Genomic DNA, 15612 nt, shown 5'->3' with positions numbered 1-15612 from the left:
CACCCGGCGACCCCGCCGACCGCCCGGGAGGCCGCCAAGGCCCGACGCCGGGTGGACCTGCTCGCGGCCGCGGCGCGACTGTTCGCGGCCCGGGGCTTCGACGCGGTCCGCCTCGAGGACATCGGCGCCGCCGTCGGGATCAGCGGCCCCGCCATCTACCGCCACTTCGCCGGCAAGGCCGCCGTGCTCACGGCGATCCTCGACACGGCCTCACAGGACCTGCTGGACGGCGGGCTGGCCGCCGAGGCGCAGCACGCGCCGGGGGCGGAGACCCTGCGGGCCCTCATCGGCTTCCAGGCGGACTTCGCCCTCGCCCAGCGCGACGTGATCCGTGTGCAGGACCGCGACATGTCCGCCCTGCCCGACGGCGCGCGCACGGCCATCACGCGCACCCAGCGCGCCTACATCGACGTGTGGGCGCGCCAGCTGCAGGTCGTCCACCCCCACGAGGACCAGGCCACCGCCGTGTTCCGCGCCCAGGCCGTGCTGGGCCTGCTCAACTCCACCCCCCGCTCGGTGCGGCGCACCGCGGCCGACCGCGCGGCCCGCCGTGCGACCCTCGTGGCCATGGCCTGGGCCGCGGCCACGGCCCCCGGACCGCTGTCCGGCGAGGACTGAGCGGACGGCACCGGCCCGGCGGGCCGACGTCTTGCCCGGTGGTACGGTGGCCGGTACCGTGACGGCGGACGCCGTCGAACCCCGCCCCGAGAGGTCCACCGCCGTGCTTCTTCGTGACGTCCGACCCGAGGATCTGGACGAGTTCTTCCTCCACCAGCAGGACGAGCAGGCCAACCTGATGTCCGCCTTCGCCCCCCGCAACCCCCGGGACCGCGGCGTCTTCGACTACCACTGGGCCCACCTGCTCGGGGACGAGGACACCATCGTGCGGACCATCGAGCACGAGGGCCGCGCCGTGGGCGCCCTCGTGTGCATCCAGCAGGACGGCGTGGGCGAGCTGTCCTTCTGGACCGCGCAGGACTACTGGGGCCTGGGCCTGACGACCGCGGCCGTGGACCGGTTCCTCGAGGAGCACACCGCCCGCCCGCTGCGGGCGCACGTCCCCGAGGACAACGTGGGCTCCGTGAAGGTGCTCTCCCGCCGCGGCTTCGAGACCGTCGGCGAGGAGAAGGTCTTCTCCAACGCCCGCGCCGAGGTCATCACCGAGCTCGTGATGGAGCTGCCCGCCGCCGACTGAGCGCGCCCCGTGGCCCCCGCCGTGCCCGCGGCCGCGCCGGCCTGCCACGACGACGGCCCCGCCTCCCCCCGGTGCCCGGGCGGCGGGGCCGCGACGCGTCCGGGGCCGTCAGACCATGGTCAGGGTCAGACCCGGGCGGCGCAGGATCGCGCCGACGTCCGCGAGGAAGCGCGAGCCCTGCTCGCCGTCCACGAAGCGGTGGTCGAACGAGAGGGACAGCGTCATGACGTCCCGCAGGGCGATCTCGCCGCGGTGCTCCCACGGCATCCTCCGGACCTGGCCGATCGCGATGATCGCCCCCTCGCCCGGGTTGATGATCGGGGTGCCCGCGTCCACGCCGAACACCCCGACGTTCGTGAGCGTGAAGGTGCCGCCGGCCAGGTCCGCCGGGGACAGCCGCCCCTCGCGGGCGAGGCCCGTGAGATCGCGGATGGCGTCGGCCAGCTCCCTCAGGCTCATCGCCTGGGCGTCCTTGACGTTCGGCACCATCAGCCCGCGGGGGGTGGCGGCGGCGAAGCCGAGGTTCACGAAGTTCTGCTGGACGATCGTCCCGGCGGCCTCGTCCCACCGGGCGTTGACGTCCGGGGTGCGCTCCATCGCCACGAGGCACGCCTTGGCGGCGAGCGTCATGGGCGTGAGCTTGACGTCCCGGAACTCGCGGGAGGCCTTGAGCTCGGCGAGCACCTCCATGGTCTCGGTGACGTCCACCTGCAGGAACTCGGTCACGTGCGGGGCGGTGAACGCGGACTGCACCATGGCCGCCGCGGTCGCCTTGCGCACGCCCTTGACCGGCACGGCCTCGGTGCGCGGGCGGCCGCCCAGGGTGCGGACGCCCCCGGTCGAGCCCGACTCGGCGTCGGACTGCGGCGGCGTCGCCGCGGCCGCGGGCTGCCCGCCCCCGGCCAGGGACGCCTCGACGTCTGCGCGGGTGATGACCCCGCCCGCACCGGTGCCGGTGACCTGTTCCAGATCCACGCCCGCGCGGCGCGCGTACAGGCGCACGGGCGGAGTGCACCGGGGCCGCTCGCCCGACGCCGCGCCCCGCACCGCCTTGGGCGCCGCGTCCGCGCGGGCGGGCTCGGCGGCCTCGGGCTGCGGGCGCCCGGCGCCGGCCGGGGCCACCTCCGACGTGGACGGCGCCTGTCCGCGGGCGGGCTCGCCCACCGGGGCGGCCGACGTCGCCGGGGCCGCGGAGCCGCGCCGCGCACGGCGGCCGGGCTTGCCGGTGTCCGGCGCAGCGCCGTAGCCGACGAGGGTGGGCACGCGGCCGTCGCCCTCGGCGGGCCCGCCGACGTCGGGCTCGGTGCCCTCGAGGGTGAAGGTCACCAGGGGCGCACCGACCTCGAGGGTCTCGCCCTCGGCGCCGTGCAGGGCCGCGACGACGCCCGCGAACGGGCTCGAGACCTCGACCACGGCCTTGGCCGTCTCGACGTCGGCGAGCACCTGGTTCACGGTCACCGCGTCGCCCTCGGCCACGCGCCACGTCACGATCTCGGACTCGGTCAGGCCCTCGCCGAGGTCGGGCAGGCGGAAGGTCTTCTGGCTCATCGGGTCTCCTCCCCGGCGTTCTGGGCGGCGAGGAACTGCTCGGCGGTCTCGGGGGCGGCGAACGCGTCCACGGAGTCCAGCGAATTCGGTCGGCCCAGAGCACGGTCCAGGCCGTCGAGGATGCGGTCGAGGTCCGGCAGGTGCAGGTGCTCGAGCTTGGACGGCGGGTAGGGCACGTCCATGCCGGTGACGCGCACCGGCGGGGCCTCGAGCCAGTGGAACGCGCGCTCGGCCACCGTGGCCACGAGCTCGGCGCCGAGGCCGCCGGTGCGGGACGCCTCGTGCGCCACGACGAGCCGGCCGGTGCGCCGCACCGAGGACTCGACGAGGCCGGTGTCCAGCGGGGACAGGCTGCGCAGGTCAACCACCTCGACCTCGACGCCCTCCTCGGCCGCCACCTCGGCGGCCTGCAGGGCGGTCTTCACGAGCGGGCCGTAGGCCACGAGCGTGGCGTCCCGGCCCTCGCGCAGGATGCGGGCGGGGCTCATCGGGGGGATCGCGACGTCCAGGTCCACGTCGCCCTTGTCGTGGTAGCGCCGCTTGGGCTCGAGGTAGACCACCGGGTCCTCCGAGGCGATCGCGGCGCGGATGAGGTCGTACCCCTCCTGCGGGGAGGACGGGGAGACCACCCGCAGGCCCGCGGTGTGCAGGAAGTAGGCCTCGGGCGACTCGGAGTGGTGCTCCGGGGAGCCGATGCCGCCGCCGAAGGGGATGCGGATGGTCACCGGCATCGGCACGGCGCCGCGGGTGCGGGCGCGCAGCTTGGCCAGATTCGCCACGATCTGGTCGAACGCCGGGTACACGAAGCCGTCGAACTGGATCTCGACGACGGGCCGGTAGCCGCGCATGGCCAGGCCGATGGCCGTGCCCACGATGCCGGACTCGGCCAGCGGGGTGTCGAGCACCCGGTCCTCGCCGAACTCGGCCTGCAGGCCGTCGGTGATGCGGAAGACGCCGCCGAGGGCGCCGATGTCCTCGCCCATGAGCAGGACCTTGGGGTCGTCGGCCAGGGCACGCTGCAGGCCGCGGTTGATCGCCCGGCCGAAGGTCATGCGCTCGCTCACGCGCCCGCCTCCTCGTCGTCGAACTGCTGCAGGTAGAGGGCGTGCTCGCGGCGCTGCCGCTCGAGCTCCTGGTGGGGCTCGGCGTAGATCTCGTCGAAGAGCCTGTCCGCGCCGTCCTCCTCGAGCGCCTCGAGGGCGCGGCGGACCTCTGCCGCCAGCTCGTCGGCCTCGGCCTGGGCCTGCGCGAGCACGGCGTCCACGTCCACGTCGAGGGTGCGCAGGTGCGCCTCCACGCGGGTCAGCGGGTCACGGGCCTTCCAGGCCTCGAGCTCGGCGTCGTCCCGATAGCGGGTGGGGTCGTCCGCGGTGGTGTGCGGACCCATGCGGTAGGTGACGGCCTCGATGAAGGTGGGGCCGCCCCCGTCGGCCGCGCGCTCGACGGCGGCGCGGGTCGCGGCGAGCACGGCCAGGACGTCGTTGCCGTCCACGCGCATCGACGGGATGCCGAAGCCCCACGGGCGGTCCGCGATGCTGCGGCGGGTCTGCAGGCGCACGGGCTCGGAGATGGCCCAGTGGTTGTTCTGGCAGAAGAACACCACGGGCGACTGGTACGAGGCGCTGAAGACCATGGCCTCGTTGACGTCCCCCTGGCTCGTGGCGCCGTCGCCGAAGTAGACGATCGTGGCCACGTCCGCCTGGTCCCGCTGGACGCCCATCGCGTAGCCGACGGCGTGCAGGGCCTGCGCGCCGATGATGATCTGCTGGGTGGCCACCCGCGTCTCGTTCGGGTCCCAGCTCGAGAACGTGGAGCCGCGCCACACCCGCAGCAGGTCCAGCGCGGGGACGCCGCGGAGCAGTGCCACGCCGTTCTCACGGTAGGACGGGAAGACGAAGTCGTCCGGGCGCAGCGCGACCGCGGAGCCCACCTGGGCGGCCTCCTGGCCCAGCAGCGGGGGCCACAGGGCGAGCTCGCCCTGACGCTGCAGGTGCGTGGCTTCGACGTCGAGGCGCCGGACCACGGCCATCTGACGGTACAGCGCGGCGAGGGCGTCGGCGTCGACGTCCTCGATCCACGGGTCGAGCTCCGGCTGCGGACGGCGGCGGCCCTCCGTGTCGAGCACCTGGAGCATCACGGCCTCGGCCGGGCCCGCCGGGGGCGGAGAGCCGGCGGACTGTCCGCCGGTGGGACGGGTGTGGTCCACGAGGGTCACTGGACTGCCTTCCGATCGACGCCCACGGTGCGGGGCGAGGGAGTTGTACGCATGCGCGAGCAGGGGTGGAGCGCGCGGCGTCTCGGTGGTGTGATTGTAATCACTTCAGTGTGATCTGCGCCACTCTCCCGGGCCGCCGCGCGAGGGCAGAGTGTCAGGCGCGGCGCAGCAGCACGTCGACGGCGGCGTCGAGGTAGGCGTCGACCTGGCCCTCCTCGTAGCCGGCGGCACCCTCCGCCTCGCCGAACGACGCGCGGCGCACGTCGTCCGCGGTCAGCCCGCCCTCGGCGTCGGGATCCGTCGAGCCCTCCGCGCCGGCCAGGGTGACGCGCAGGCGGTCCACGAGTGCGTCCACCTGGTCCACGTCGTAGCTCACGGCGTCCGCGCGGGAGGGGCGGCGGAAGCGCTCCGCCGGGGCCCGATCGGCGCGGGCCACGAGTTCGGCCACGCGCTCCTCGAGGTCCGCGGCCCAGTCCTCGTCCCCGCGCTCGGCGACGAAGGCCTGACGCTCGGCGGCGGCCAGCTCCTCCTCCAGACGGTCCAGCTCGTCGTCCACCTCGTCGGTGGCGTAGCCGCCGTTGACGGTCGCGAAGCGGGCCTGGCGCACCTCCTCCGCAGTGAGCGGGGCACCGCCGTCGCGCGCCTCACGGGCACGCGCCATGAAGGCGTCCACGTGGGTGGTCTCGTAGCCGATCTCGTCCTGCTCGACGAGCTCGAAGACCGGCTCGGTGTCCGGGGTGGTGCGGGGGGTCATGGGCGTCTCCTGCGGTGCGGGTCCCGGCCGTGCCGGGTCGAGGGGTGGATCAGGTCAGGGGCAGCGCCAGCACGGTGTAGGCCACCGGCGCGGCGAACACGAGGGAGTCCAGGCGGTCCATCACGCCGCCGTGGCCGGGCAGGGCGGAGGACATGTCCTTGATGCCGAGCTCACGCTTGACCATGGACTCGGAGAAGTCCCCCGAGGTGGCGGCGGCGACGGTGGTCACGCCGAGGACGGCGCCGACCCACCACGGCTGGCCGACCAGCAGGGGGACGGCGACGACGCCCACCAGCACCGAGCCCGCCAGGGAGCCGGCCAGGCCCTCCCAGGACTTCTTGGGGCTGATGCGCGGGGCGATCGGGGTGCGGCCGAAGCGGTAGCCCACGATGTAGCCGAACGTGTCGTTGGAGACCACCATCAGCAGCAGGACCGCCACCATGCGGTGCCCCAGCGGCTCGTCCAGGAGCGCCGCGGCGAAGGAGAGCAGGAACGGCGCCCACAGCACGATGAACACGCCCGCGAGCATGAACTGGCCCGCCGGACGCCGCCGCGTCAGCGCCGTCCACACGGCCACCAGCGCCAGGCATGCCACCAGGGCGATGAACAGCGCGGGCACCCCCCACCGCCACGCGGTGAGCGGCAGGACCGCCGCGGCCACCCAGAGCGGGGGCCGCGGCACGTCCAGGCCGATGCCGCGCACCGCCGTCGCGATCTCGGACACCGCGCCGACCAGCAGGGCGACCACGAGGAGGACCAGCAGCCAGTCGAGCCAGAAGAGGCCGACCAGGGCCGTCGCCAGCAGCCCCACCCCCACGAGGACGGCGGACTTGAGGTCGCGGCCGCCGCGCGGGGGTGCGGGCGAGGTGGACACGGCGGAGGTCATGGGGCGAGCGCGGACGGCGGGAGGCTCAGACCTCCAGCAGCTCCTGCTCCTTGTTCTTGGCCATCTCGTCGATGAGCTCGACGTGGCGTTTGGTGAGCGCGTCCAGCTCCTTCTCGCCGCGGGCACCCTCGTCCTCGCCGACCTCGCCGTCCTTGACGGCCTTGTCCATGGCCTCCTTGGCCTTGCGGCGGGCATTGCGCACGGAGATCTTGTGCTCCTCCGCCTTGGACTTGACCAGCTTCACGTACTCCTTGCGGCGCTCCTCGGTCAGCTCCGGCATCACGATGCGGATGACCTTGCCGTCGTTGGACGGGTTCGCGCCGACCTCGGACTCGGACAGCGCCTTCTCGATGTTGCGCAGGGCCGACTGGTCGAACGGGGTGATGAGCAGCGTGCGGGCGTCCGTGGTGGTGAAGGACGCCAGCTGCTGCAGCGGGGTGAACGAGCCGTAGTAGTCGACCATCACCTTGGAGTAGAGGCCCGGGTTGGCGCGGCCCGTGCGCACGGAGGCGAAGTCCTCACGCGTGGCCTCGATGGTGCGGTCCATCTGCTCTTCGGCGGACTGCAGGGTCTCCTGGATCACGGTGTCTCCTCGGTGTGGTGGAACAGGTCTGCCGCCATCCTACGCGGCGCGCCTCAGACGGTGACGGTGGTGCCGATCGGCTCGCCGAGCAGGGCGCGGGTCACGTTGCCCGGGCCCTCCATGCCGAACACGCGCATGTCCAGGTCGTTGTCCTTGCACATGGTCATGGCGGTCAGGTCCATCACGCGGATGTTCCGCAGCAGCGCCTCGTCGTAGGTCAGGTGCGTGAGACGCTCGGCGGTGGGGTCCTTCTTGGGGTCCGCGGTGTAGACGCCGTCCACGCCGGACTTGGCCATCAGGACCTCGTCCGCCCCGACCTCGAGGGCACGCTGGGCCGCCACGGTGTCCGTGGAGAAGTAGGGCAGGCCGGTGCCTGCGCCGAAGATCACGACGCGGCCCTTCTGCATGTGGCGGATGGCGCGCAGCGGGATGTAGGACTCCGCCACCTGCTCCATGTGGATGGCGGACTGCACGCGCGTGGTGACCCCGGCCTGGATGAGGAAGTCCTGCAGGGCCAGGCAGTTCATCACGGTGCCGAGCATGCCCATGTAGTCGGCCCGACGGCGGTCCATCCCGTTCTCGGACAGCTCGGCGCCACGGAAGAAGTTGCCGCCGCCGACGACGATCGCGATCTCCACCTGGTCCGCCGCGGCGGCGATCTGCTCGGCGATGCCGCGGACGGTCTCCGGGTCCACGCCGATCTTGCCGCCGCCGAACACCTCGCCCGAGAGCTTGAGGAGCACGCGACGGCGGCCGGTGTCGTCCGAGGTCTGCGGGGCGTGGGCGGTGGTCGGGTCCTCGGGGGCGCGGTTCGTCTCCATGGGAAGCATCTCCTGGTCGGTGGGGGGTGCCGTCCCGGGGGCGGACACGCGGACGGGGTGGCCGCCCGGTCGGGGCGGCCACCCCGTCATGCGATGGTCGTCGGCGCCATCCGGCGCCGGAGTGGACCTCGGGTCGCTCCCGATCCTACGCCCCCGCGGGGCGTGGACCGGGAGCGGCCGGTCCGGGTGCGGCGGTCAGTTGCCGACGCGGAAGCGGGCGAACCCGGTGACGTTGGTGCCGGCGTCGGAGGCGACCTTGCCGACGGTCTGCTTCGGGTCCTTCGCGAACGGCTGGTCCACGAGCACGATCTCCTTGAAGAAGCCGGTCAGGCGGCCCTCCACGATCTTCGGCAGGGCCTGCTCCGGCTTGCCCTCGGCACGGGCGGTCTCATCGGCGATGCGACGCTCGTTCTCGACGGTCTCGGCCGGCACGTCCTCACGGGTGAGGTACGTGGGCGAGTAGGCCGCGACGTGCACGGCGATGTCGTGCGCGGCGGTCTTGGCCTCGGCGGAGTCGGCGTCCACGGCGAGGAGCACGCCCACCTGGGCCGGCAGGTCCTTGGAGGTCTTGTGCAGGTAGGCGTCCACGTAGGCGCCCTCCACGCGGGCCAGGCGGCGCACGGCCACCTTCTCGCCCAGCAGGGCGCCCTCCTCGGTCACGTAGTCGCCCAGGGTGCGGCCCTCGTAGTCGGAGGCCAGCAGGCCGTCGACGTCCGTGGCGCCGGAGGCGACGGCGGCGCGCAGCACCACGTCGCCCAGGGCGATGAACTTGTCGGCCTTGGCCACGAAGTCGGTCTCGCAGTTGAGCTCGATCATGACACCGACGCCGTTCTCGACGGTCGCGGCCACGAGGCCCTCGGCGGCCGAGCGGCCCTCGCGCTTGGTGGCGCCCTTGAGGCCCTTCACGCGGATGATCTCGATGGCCTTCTCGGCGTCGCCGTCGGCCTCGTCCAGAGCCTTCTTCACGTCCATCATGCCGGCGCCGGTGCGCTCGCGCAGGGCCTTGATGTCAGCAGCGGTGTAGTTCGCCATGCTCGTTCGGTCCTTCCCGTGGTGTGGGTTGTGCGGGATGTTCGGGGTCTGATCCGGTCCGTCGGCCCGGCCGGGTGAGGCCGGGCCGACGGACCGGCCGGGATCACTCGCCCTGCGGGGCGGCCTCGGCGGCGGGGGCCTCGGCCCGCTCGGCCGGCGCCTCGGCAGCGGGGGCCTCGGCCTGCTCGGCCGGTGCCTCGGCGGCGGGGGCCTCGGCCTGCTCGGCCTGCTGGGCGTTGTGCTGCTCGAGCAGCTCGCGCTCCCACTCGGCCATCGGCTCGGCGGCCGCCTGGCCGGACTTGCCGCCCTGGCGGGCGATCAGGCCCTCGGCGACCGCGTCCGCGACCACGCGGGTCAGCAGGTTCACGGAGCGGATGGCGTCGTCGTTGCCCGGGATCGGGTAGGCGACCTCGTCCGGATCGCAGTTGGTGTCCAGGATGGCGACGACCGGGATGCCGAGCTTCTGGGCCTCGTCGACGGCCAGGTGCTCCTTCTTGGTGTCCACGACCCACACGGCGGAGGGGGTCTTGGCCATGTTGCGGATGCCGCCGAGGTTGGCCTGCAGCTTCTCGAGCTCACGGTTGAGCAGCAGCAGCTCCTTCTTGGTGAACTGCGAGCCGGCCACGTCCTCGAAGTCGATCTCCTCGAGCTCCTTCATGCGCTGCACGCGCTTGGAGACGGTGGAGAAGTTGGTCAGCATGCCGCCGAGCCAGCGGTGGTTCACGTAGGGCATGCCCACGCGGCCGGCCTGCTCCGCGATGGCCTCCTGGGCCTGCTTCTTGGTGCCGACGAACAGGATGGTGCCGCCGTGGGCGACGGTCTCCTTGACGAACTCGTAGGCGCGGTCGATGTAGGACAGCGACTGCTGGAGGTCGATGATGTAGATGCCGTTGCGCTCGGTGAAGATGAAGCGCTTCATCTTGGGGTTCCAGCGGCGGGTCTGGTGGCCGAAGTGGACACCGGAGTCGAGGAGCTGGCGCATGGTCACGACGGGCATGACGTTCCCTTCTGTGGCAGCCGTGACACCCCGCGCTTCACGCGCGGGCGGTCTGCCGGTCGATTTCTTGACGGTTGGCGGCCGGCCCGGTCGGGCGGCCCCTGGCATCACGACGGCGGGCTGCCGGGCCCCACGAGCACCCGCGCCGACGCCCTCTCCAGGAGGACGGCGGGGACGGGACCGAGCGTGGGGGCTGGGCCGCTGGAGCGACCCACCGCGATGCGCGGAGTCGGTGTCCGGGGCATAGCACTGGGCCGGCCACAGGACACCGCTGAGGTGAATCCTACCCCAGGTGGGCGACCGCTCCCATCGCCGACTCCTGCACAGGGACCGGTGCGGCGGGCGCTCTCCACGATCGCACTGCGGGCCCGCCACGCGGCCGCCCGGGACGCCAGGCTGTCGCCATGACCCCACGCACCCACCTCCCCCGTCCGCTCCCGCGCCCGCACATCGCGGGGTGCGTCGCGGCGGCCCTGCTCGCCTGGCTCGTCCTCGCCTCGGGGGTGGGCGGCCTCGACGCCGTGCCGCGGGCCACGTCCGCACCGTCGGGGCGCGACGCGCTGCTGCTCGTCGCGGCGTCCCCGGCAGGTCCGGGATCGACGGCCGCGCCGGTCGCGTGGCACGCGCCCGTGGCCGGCGCCGCCCCGGATGACGTGCTCCGCGCGTTCGTCGCGCCCGAGCGACCGTGGGGTCGGGGGCACCGGGGCGTGGACCTCGCCGTGCCGTCCGGCGCAGCGATCCGGGCACCGGCGGCGGGCCGGGTCGTGTTCGCCGGGGTCGTGGTCGACCGCCCCGTGCTGACCCTCGAGCACGAGGACGGGACCCGCAGCTCGCTCGAGCCGGTGGAGGCGGATGTCGCCGTGGGGGCCGTCGTCGCCGCAGGCGACCCGGTGGGGCGACTGGCCGGGGCGCCACCCCACTGCACGCGGGCGTGCGTGCACTGGGGCGTGCGGGAGCCCGACGGCTGGCGGGTGGGGGACGCGGCCTTCGATCGCTACCTCGACCCGCTGGTGCTCATCGGCTGGAGCGGTCCGTCCGTGCTCTGGCCGCACGCCGCGCCGCACCCAGCGCGGCCGTGAGGTCCAGGAGTCGGCGAGCGGACTCGTCCCAGCTGAACCGGGCCGCCTGAGCGACGCTCGCCCGGGAGGCCGCGGCGAACTCGGCGGGGTCCTCGAGCTCCCGCACACGGGCCGCGAGCGCGGCCGCCCGGTCCCCCTCGAGCGGGACACCCCGGAAGGACGGGGTGCCCGCGCCGGCGATCTCGCGGAAGATCGGCAGGTCCGAGCACACCACCGGCGTGCCATGGGCCATCGCCTCGGCCACGGGCAGGCCGAAGCCCTCGGCGCGGGAGAGGGTGACGGCCGCGGTGGCCCGGCGGAGCAGGCGCACGTACTCGGCCTCGTCGGTGCCGTCGTGGAAGACCACGTCCGCGCCGGCGGCCCCCGCGGCGGCGCGGCGCGCGGCCAGCCGGGCCTCGAGCTGCCCGCGGCGCTCCGGGCTGATGCGGGAGAGCAGGTGCAGCGCGTAGCCCGGCAGCAGGGGCGCGGCCGCCACGAGGGACTCGATGTCCTTGTAGTCCATGAACGAGCCCATGTAGAGCAGCGTGCGGTCCGGGGTCTCGTCCGGGTCACGCGGCTCCGGTACCGTCTGCGCCGCATTGGCGATGACGTGGACCGGACGCCGGGTGAGGCGGTGCCGGTCGATGAGCTCCGCCGTCGTCCGGGAGACCGTGGCGACCGCGTCCGCGCGGTCGAGCAGGAGCCGCTGCGGGGTCTTGGTCAGGTGGTAGGCCCGCCACAGCCAGCGGATCGGCTCGGGCAGGTTCCGCGGCGGGGTGCGGTGCTCGTAGTAGATGAGGTCGTGGAGCGTGAGGATCAGCGCGTAGTCCCGCCCCCATGAACCCATGGTCTGCATGGGCGAGAAGACGACGTCCGGTCGCAGGCGCGCGACCTGACGGGCCACGAACGGCTCGCGTGGGGAGGTGGGGCCGGAGACGAGGTGCCACGGCACGCCGTCCGGGAGCAGGGCCAGCTGTCGTTCGTCCGAGATCAGCATCGCGACTTCGACCTCGACGTCGGCCCCCTCCGGGCCCGGCGCGTCGGTCCGGCGGGCGACCGCCTCGAGGAGGCTCGCGCCGTAGCGGGAGATGCCGTCGTGGAAGTCGGTGCGGGTGTAGCGGGCGTCCATCAGCAGGCGCAGGGGGCGGGAGGGGCTCACCCGCACCACGCTAGCGCCGCGCCGGAGAGGGGCGGGGACAGCCGCGCACGGTAGGTGCCGACCGGGGCGCGTCGAGCGCCGATCGGCCACCTGGACGTCATCCGAATTTCTGATTGCGTTTCGATAACGATCGTGTATCTTGATCACGGATCGGTTACAGCCGATCCGCCACACCGGGGCTTCCTCCGCGTCCTCGCGTACCCGGTCATCCGCACTGCTCGTCAACTCGCACCCGCGGTCCGGCCTCGTTCCGGGCATCGCCCGGAGGCACCGCCCTCATGGGCCGCAGGTCCTGTCCGGGAAGAAGATCTGATGTCTGTGACCTCCCCGCACGCCGCCGCGCGTCGCGCCCCCCGCACCGCCGCCGCCTCCGTGGCGCTCGCCCTGGGCGCCGCCGCCCTGACCGGCGTCGGCACCGTGTCCGTCGCCGAGACCGCCCAGGCCGCCGAGACCACCTACACCGTCCGCTCCGGCGACGGCTGGTGGATCATCGCCCAGCGCACCGGCGTCTCCATGTCCACGCTGCAGTCGCTCAACGGCATGACCGCCGCGACCGTGCTGCACCCCGGCATGGTCCTCAAGACCTCCGGCACCGCCACCCCGGCCCCGGCCCCGGCGCCGTCCACCTCGGGCTCGACCTACACCGTGCTGGCCGGCGACGGCTGGTGGATCATCTCCTACCGCACGGGCGTGTCCGCCTCGGTCCTGCAGTCCATCAACGGCATGACCTCCTCGACCATGCTCCACCCGGGAATGGTCCTGAAGACCACCTCGGTCTCCACCTCCACCGCCCCCGCCGTCGCCCCTGCGCCGGCGCCCGCGTCCAAGCAGGCCGCCGTCGACTATGTGCGCGCCGCCGTCCGGAACCCGTCCTCCTATTACGTGTGGGGCGGCAACGGCCCCTCCGGCTTCGACTGCTCCGGCCTCACCCAGCAGGCCATGGCCCAGGCCGGCATCTCCATCCCGCGCCGCGCCGGCGACCAGTACCTCGCCGCGAAGTCCTACGTGCCGATCTCCCAGGCCCAGCCCGGCGATCTCGTGTTCTACGCGAACCAGTCCACCGGCCGCATCTACCACGTGGCCATGTACATGGGCGGCGGCCAGCTCGCCCACGCCCTCAACGAGGGCGCGGGCCTGGTGTTCACCTCCACGACGATCATGAAGTCCGACATGCTCGCGGTGGCCGCCCGCTACTGAGCACCGGCACGACGACGGCCCCCTGTCCGCGCCATACCGCGCGGCCGGGGGCCGTTTTCTGTAGGGCGTGCGGGACTTGAACCCGCGACCCAGGGATTATGAGTCCCCTGCTCTGACCGACTGAGCTAACGCCCCTCCCCCGCGGCATCGCGCGGGACCCGCCCATCCTACCGACGGGGCTCAGAGCATCGCGCGGACCTCGGCGGCCGTCGCGCCGCGGTAGAGGCGCTCGAAGATGTCCACCGTCTTCTGGGCGGAATGGTGCAGGGCCTTCGCGTGGGACGCCTCGCCCATGGCGGCGCGGTCCGCGTCCGAGAGGTCGAGGATCCGGGCGATCCGATCGGCCAGGGCCACGTGGTCCCCGGGCGGGAAGAGGTGGCCGTTGACGCCCTCGTCCACGAGGTGGGGCAACGCGAGGGCGTCCGCGAGGACCACCGGGGTGGACGCGCTGAGCGCCTCGAGGGTCACGAGGGACTGCAGCTCCGCCGTGCCCGGCTGGCAGAACACGTCGGCGCGCAGGTAGGCCGCCCGCAGCTCCTCCTCGGAGACGTGGCCGCGCAGCAGGACGCGGTCGGCCACCCCCTCCTCGTCCACCGTGGCACGGATGCGGTCGCGCTGCTCGCCGTCGCCGACGATCTCGGCGTGCACGTCCAGGTCGGGGCGGGTGCGGGCCAGGTGCGCGATCGCACGGATCAGCACCTCCACGTTCTTCTCCACGGCCAGCCGCCCCACGAAGAGCACGACCGGATGGCCGGGATGGTCCACCCTCTCCCCCGGCTGCAGCTCGTAGGCGCTCGCGTCGATGCCGTTGGAGACCGGGAGAACGTTGTCCAGGCCGGCGTGCTCGGCCATGGCCTGCGCGGCGAGGGCCGTGGGGGTGGTGACCACCGCGCCCTTGCCCATGAGTCGACCCATGTCCTTCCACGACACCCGGGAGACGATGTCCAGGAACCACTGCGGGAACGGCAGGAACGGCTCGAGGTTCTCCGGCATGAAGTGGTTCGTGGAGACGATCCGGATGCGGCGCCGCTCGGCCTCGTTGATGGCGGCCTCGCCGATCATGTAGTGGCACTGGGCGTGCACGACGTCCGGCTGGACCTCGCGGTAGATGCGGCGGAAGGAGATCTTGGCATGCCGCGGGAGCACCACACGGTAGTACTCGTGCGTCGGCGCCGGCAGGGAGCGCAGCAGGTGCACGGTGGCCTCCGGCCGGTGCTCCACGGTGTCCGGGCCGGCGTCACTGCGCGGCATCACGACGTGGACCTCGTGGCCGCGCGCGTGCAGCGCCGTGGCGAGGCGGTGGCCGAAGGTGGCGGCCCCGTTGACGTGCGGCGGATAGGTGTCTGCGGCGATCAGCACCTTCAGGGGGCGGTCGGCGGCGATCCCGGGACGGTCGGACACGGCGATCCCTCTCTGTGGTGGCGATGGCACGACGGCGCCCGGCCCGTGCCGTGAGGATCGACCGCGGGCACGGCGCGCGTCCCACGGTAGCAACCGTCGGCGCCGGCACGAGGATGCGCGAGGGGGTCAGCCCCGGCGGGACGGGTCCTCACGCGGGTCCTGACCGTCCGCCCGCAGGCCGCGGGCCTTGCCCACCAGCAGCAGCGCGGTGCGCACCTTGCCCAGGACCGTGACCGGCAGGTCCGGGCTGCCGCCGAACAGCCGCAGGCACACGGCGGCGAGCACGACGTCCGGGATCGCGATGGCCAGGGCGAGCCAGAGCGGGGCGATGCCCGTGGCCACGAACGTCACGGCCACCACCAGCAGGGAGAGGCGGTCCGCCACCGGGTCGAGCCACCGCCCGACCGTGGAGATCATGTCGAACCGGCGCGCCACGTAGCCGTCCACCCAGTCCGTGCCGGAGAGCACCGCCAGGATCACGAACGCGTCCAGGTGCCGACCGTCGACGGTGAGCCACACGAACACCGGCACCAGGGCGAAGCGGGCCAGGGTGATGAGGTTCGGCACGGTCAGCCAGGTGTCGCGGACGCGGTACTCGTGGCCCTCGCGCAGGCCGACGTCGATCACACGCATGGGTCGCTCCTCCAGGGTCCGCGGGCGGACGCCCCCGCCGGGCGCCCCACACGCCCAGCCTACCGACGCCGTCGCCCCTCCCCGCAGACGACGAGGCCCCGATCCGTGGGGATCGGGGCCTCAGGGGCCGGGG

The 15612-nt window shown here is 73.5% G+C and carries 16 protein-coding genes and 1 tRNA gene; 4 read left to right on the top strand and 13 right to left on the bottom strand.

Going from position 1 to position 15612, the window contains the following annotated elements:
- Positions 1-51 precede the first annotated feature (51 nt).
- Together J1M41_RS00320 and J1M41_RS00315 are read left to right on the top strand one after the other, a co-directional pair.
- Positions 52-618 (top strand): TetR/AcrR family transcriptional regulator, encoded by a 567-nt coding sequence (locus tag J1M41_RS00320; protein WP_206450488.1) that lies wholly within the window; start codon positions 52-54, stop codon positions 616-618.
- Between the two features lie 58 nt (positions 619-676).
- Positions 677-1195 (top strand): GNAT family N-acetyltransferase, encoded by a 519-nt coding sequence (locus J1M41_RS00315; protein WP_206450914.1) that lies wholly within the window; start codon positions 677-679, stop codon positions 1193-1195.
- A gap of 108 nt (positions 1196-1303) precedes the next feature.
- Here the strand turns inward: J1M41_RS00315 and J1M41_RS00310 are convergent, their stop codons facing one another.
- The 9 genes from J1M41_RS00310 to rpsB form a co-directional block, all read right to left on the bottom strand.
- The gene (locus tag J1M41_RS00310; RefSeq protein WP_206450913.1) at positions 1304-2743 is read right to left on the bottom strand and encodes a dihydrolipoamide acetyltransferase family protein; all 1440 of its coding nucleotides are present in this window, start codon (positions 2741-2743) and stop codon (positions 1304-1306) included.
- Positions 2740-3795, bottom strand: coding sequence for an alpha-ketoacid dehydrogenase subunit beta (locus J1M41_RS00305; RefSeq protein WP_051995228.1), 1056 nt, complete (start codon positions 3793-3795; stop codon positions 2740-2742). Before J1M41_RS00305 ends, J1M41_RS00310 begins: the two co-directional genes overlap by 4 nt.
- Positions 3796-3803: 8 nt before the next feature.
- Positions 3804-4958, bottom strand: a complete 1155-nt coding sequence (gene pdhA / locus J1M41_RS00300; protein ID WP_060974171.1) for a pyruvate dehydrogenase (acetyl-transferring) E1 component subunit alpha — start codon at positions 4956-4958, stop codon at positions 3804-3806.
- Positions 4959-5112: 154 nt separating this feature from the next.
- Positions 5113-5712: a DivIVA domain-containing protein gene (locus tag J1M41_RS00295; protein WP_041105097.1), complete on the bottom strand. Its 600-nt coding sequence runs from the start codon at positions 5710-5712 to the stop codon at positions 5113-5115.
- A gap of 49 nt (positions 5713-5761) precedes the next feature.
- Positions 5762-6598 carry a phosphatidate cytidylyltransferase gene (locus tag J1M41_RS00290; protein ID WP_036314044.1) on the bottom strand — a complete coding sequence of 279 codons (837 nt, stop codon included), beginning with the start codon at positions 6596-6598 and terminating at the stop codon, positions 5762-5764.
- 25 nt (positions 6599-6623) lie between these two features.
- A complete protein-coding gene (frr, locus tag J1M41_RS00285) occupies positions 6624-7181 on the bottom strand; it encodes a ribosome recycling factor (protein WP_036314042.1) in 558 nt (185 codons plus the stop codon).
- Between the two features lie 53 nt (positions 7182-7234).
- Positions 7235-8002 (bottom strand): UMP kinase, encoded by a 768-nt coding sequence (pyrH, locus tag J1M41_RS00280; RefSeq protein ID WP_002857706.1) that lies wholly within the window; start codon positions 8000-8002, stop codon positions 7235-7237.
- A gap of 195 nt (positions 8003-8197) precedes the next feature.
- Positions 8198-9034 carry a translation elongation factor Ts gene (gene tsf / locus J1M41_RS00275; protein ID WP_061866737.1) on the bottom strand — a complete coding sequence of 279 codons (837 nt, stop codon included), beginning with the start codon at positions 9032-9034 and terminating at the stop codon, positions 8198-8200.
- Positions 9035-9137: 103 nt separating this feature from the next.
- Positions 9138-10031 (bottom strand): 30S ribosomal protein S2, encoded by an 894-nt coding sequence (gene rpsB, locus J1M41_RS00270; protein ID WP_036339469.1) that lies wholly within the window; start codon positions 10029-10031, stop codon positions 9138-9140.
- A gap of 404 nt (positions 10032-10435) precedes the next feature.
- Between rpsB and J1M41_RS00265 the strand changes: the two genes are divergently transcribed.
- Positions 10436-11110 (top strand): peptidoglycan DD-metalloendopeptidase family protein, encoded by a 675-nt coding sequence (locus J1M41_RS00265; RefSeq protein ID WP_052001192.1) that lies wholly within the window; start codon positions 10436-10438, stop codon positions 11108-11110.
- Here J1M41_RS00265 and J1M41_RS00260 read toward each other — a convergent pair.
- Positions 11046-12248, bottom strand: a complete 1203-nt coding sequence (locus J1M41_RS00260) for a glycosyltransferase (protein WP_082067604.1) — start codon at positions 12246-12248, stop codon at positions 11046-11048. The two genes, J1M41_RS00265 and J1M41_RS00260, sit on opposite strands and share 65 nt — an antisense overlap.
- Positions 12249-12560: 312 nt before the next feature.
- Between J1M41_RS00260 and J1M41_RS00255 the strand changes: the two genes are divergently transcribed.
- Complete coding sequence (locus tag J1M41_RS00255; RefSeq protein WP_206450912.1) at positions 12561-13445, top strand: C40 family peptidase; 885 nt, start codon at positions 12561-12563, stop codon at positions 13443-13445.
- A 61-nt stretch (positions 13446-13506) separates the two neighbouring features.
- On the opposite strand, the gene J1M41_RS00250 is transcribed toward J1M41_RS00255, so the two are convergent.
- The 3 genes from J1M41_RS00250 to J1M41_RS00240 all read right to left on the bottom strand — a co-directional run bounded on the left by J1M41_RS00250 (position 13507) and on the right by J1M41_RS00240 (position 15479).
- Positions 13507-13580 (bottom strand) — tRNA-Ile (locus J1M41_RS00250).
- Positions 13581-13625: 45 nt separating this feature from the next.
- Positions 13626-14846 (bottom strand): glycosyltransferase, encoded by a 1221-nt coding sequence (locus tag J1M41_RS00245; RefSeq protein WP_020624489.1) that lies wholly within the window; start codon positions 14844-14846, stop codon positions 13626-13628.
- Positions 14847-14972: 126 nt separating this feature from the next.
- Positions 14973-15479 carry a CDP-alcohol phosphatidyltransferase family protein gene (locus J1M41_RS00240; RefSeq protein WP_036339476.1) on the bottom strand — a complete coding sequence of 169 codons (507 nt, stop codon included), beginning with the start codon at positions 15477-15479 and terminating at the stop codon, positions 14973-14975.
- Between the last annotated feature and the right edge of the window lie 133 nt (positions 15480-15612).

Source organism: Micrococcus sp. KRD096 (genome assembly GCF_017168495.1).
GTDB lineage: Bacteria > Actinomycetota > Actinomycetes > Actinomycetales > Micrococcaceae > Micrococcus > Micrococcus luteus.
The sequence above is the reverse complement of the archived record's forward strand: the minus strand, read 5'-3'. Positions and strand labels throughout refer to the sequence as shown.

Bases quoted from the DNA above. Each gene is read 5' to 3' on its own strand.
- J1M41_RS00290 (WP_036314044.1), bottom strand. From the start codon at position 6,598: ATGACCTCCGCCGTGTCCACCTCGCCCGCACCCCCGCGCGGCGGCCGC.
- J1M41_RS00255 (WP_206450912.1), top strand. From the start codon at position 12,561: ATGTCTGTGACCTCCCCGCACGCCGCCGCGCGTCGCGCCCCCCGCACC.
- pyrH (WP_002857706.1), bottom strand. From the start codon at position 8,002: ATGGAGACGAACCGCGCCCCCGAGGACCCGACCACCGCCCACGCCCCG.
- tsf (WP_061866737.1), bottom strand. From the start codon at position 9,034: ATGGCGAACTACACCGCTGCTGACATCAAGGCCCTGCGCGAGCGCACC.
- J1M41_RS00265 (WP_052001192.1), top strand. From the start codon at position 10,436: ATGACCCCACGCACCCACCTCCCCCGTCCGCTCCCGCGCCCGCACATC.
- J1M41_RS00305 (WP_051995228.1), bottom strand. From the start codon at position 3,795: ATGACCTTCGGCCGGGCGATCAACCGCGGCCTGCAGCGTGCCCTGGCC.
- J1M41_RS00240 (WP_036339476.1), bottom strand. From the start codon at position 15,479: ATGCGTGTGATCGACGTCGGCCTGCGCGAGGGCCACGAGTACCGCGTC.
- rpsB (WP_036339469.1), bottom strand. From the start codon at position 10,031: ATGCCCGTCGTGACCATGCGCCAGCTCCTCGACTCCGGTGTCCACTTC.
- J1M41_RS00295 (WP_041105097.1), bottom strand. From the start codon at position 5,712: ATGACCCCCCGCACCACCCCGGACACCGAGCCGGTCTTCGAGCTCGTC.
- J1M41_RS00310 (WP_206450913.1), bottom strand. From the start codon at position 2,743: ATGAGCCAGAAGACCTTCCGCCTGCCCGACCTCGGCGAGGGCCTGACC.